At 78.8% G+C, this 1,788-nt stretch carries 2 protein-coding genes; one reads left to right on the top strand and one right to left on the bottom strand.

What is annotated here, in order from left to right; genetic code table 11:
- Positions 1-83: 83 nt before the first annotated feature.
- Complete coding sequence (locus tag GTR02_RS21550) at positions 84-509, bottom strand: DUF6504 family protein (protein WP_205709792.1); 426 nt, start codon at positions 507-509, stop codon at positions 84-86.
- A 303-nt stretch (positions 510-812) separates the two neighbouring features.
- On the opposite strand from GTR02_RS21550, the gene GTR02_RS21545 reads away from it, so the two are divergent.
- Positions 813-1,788: alpha/beta fold hydrolase (locus GTR02_RS21545; protein ID WP_166609513.1), on the top strand; the 976-nt coding region annotated here is incomplete at its 3' end.

The following is a 1,788-nucleotide window of genomic DNA, read 5'->3' as shown; positions in this document are numbered from 1 at the left end:
TCGGGAGGCTCCTCGCGGTGGGGTGGAGGACGGCGGGACGGAGGGCTGCGGGACGGAGGACGGCGGCGACGCGGTGGACCGCGTCAGTCGCTGACGCGCAGCAGCTGCCACTCGTCCTCGGGGACAGGTGTAGCGGGCGCCTCCGACACGGCTGCCGTGCCGGGCCGGGCGGGGTGGGCGAGGTCGTAGACGCCGACGACGCCGGCGCGGCCCGCGCTGGCCTCGACCCGCCACACCTCGCGCTCGAGGTCACCGACCTCCAGGACGCGGCGGACGGCCGTGCCGACGCCGCCCTGCTCCCGGCCGGCCGTGCTCCCGGGCCCGTCACCGTCGCCGTGGACCGCCGCGACGGCGGAGTGCTCCCACCACGCGCTGCGTTCGCGCCAGTGCGAGAGCACGTCGCGCACCACGTAGAGCCGTCCTCGCCAGAGGAACTGCACCGGGGCGCCCTCCGTGCCGTCGAGGACACCGGACCGCACGTGGATCGTGTCGGAGAACCGTCGCACCACGCCTCACCTCCCATCGCCGCACCGTTCCGGGGTCAGCCCCGGGGAGTCGGCGAGCCGGGGGAAGCGGCTCGCGACGACGCGCTCGGCGGCGCGGGCGCGGGAGCTTCCCCTCTCCCTCGCACCACGCCGCCGAGCGGTCGCACCGTGATCGAACACGCGTTCGAACACGTCTCGAAGGTACACCACGAGGACCTCCGGGCGTCAACGGGAAGCCCGAGTGGGATCGACGCAGAGTCGTAGGGAGTGACACAGGGTGGCCGCGCTCCGCAGCGGTGGCGGCGCCGGGCACCTAGGGTCGCCGCCATGGCACGCACCGCAGGCGCCCCGGGGGGTGACAGCGACGTGAGTCGGTCAGACCCGTTGCCCCGCAACGCCTCCCACGACCCGGCGCCGGACTCCCCCGGGGCGAGCGCCGCCCGGGCGGAGGACGGCCTCGTCCTCACCCGCCTCGACGGCGCGGGCGCCCGGGCCCCTCTCGTGGTGCTGGTGCACGGCCTGGGCAGCGCCTCCACGGGCTGGGCGCTCGTGGTGCCCGGGCTCGCCCGCGAGCACCGCCTGCTGCTCGTCGACCTGCCCGGCCACGGCAGCAGCCCCGCCCTGGACGGTCCCGGCGCCATGACGCCGCCCGAGCTCGGGCGCCGGCTGCTGCGCCTGGCCCGGCGGCTGCAGGCGGTGGACGGGCGCGCGGTGCACCTGCTCGGGCACTCCTTCGGCGGCTGGGTCGTGCTGGAGGCCGCCGCCGACGACGCGGCGCACCCCGGACCGCCGGCCGTCGCGAGCGTCACCGCCCTCGCCCCCGCGGGCCTGTGGACGCGGCCCCGCCGGCGCCCGCCGCTGCTGCCCACGGGCCAGCAGCTCGCCCGGTGGGCGGGCGGCCTGCCCCCGGACGTCCTCGCCACCCGCCTCGTGCGCACGCTCGCCTTCGCCGCGACCAGCGCCGCACCCCGGGCGCTGCCGCGGGAGGTGGCCCGCGACGCGCTCGCGGCCGTCGCGGCCGCCCCGGGCTACGCCGCGGCCGACGCGGCGATCGCCGCGGGCTCCTTCACCCGCGCCGAGGACGTGCGGGCGCCGGTGCTCGTCGTGACCGGCGCCCGGGACCGGATCCTCCCGCCGCGCCACCTGCGGCGGGAGTGCGCCCCGCCGCACGCGCGGTGGGTGCGGCTGGAGCGGTGCGGGCACGTGCCCGCGTGGGACCGCCCGGACGACGTGGTGCGGCTGGTCCGCGAGCAGGTGGCCCGCGGGGAGCGGACCGGCGGGACCGATGCGAGCGGGGACGAGG

It is taken from the genome of Kineococcus siccus, from assembly GCF_009906795.1.
GTDB classification, from domain to species: domain Bacteria; phylum Actinomycetota; class Actinomycetes; order Actinomycetales; family Kineococcaceae; genus Kineococcus; species Kineococcus siccus.
Note: the sequence above shows the minus strand (reverse complement) of the source record. Positions and strands in the feature narration are given on the sequence as shown.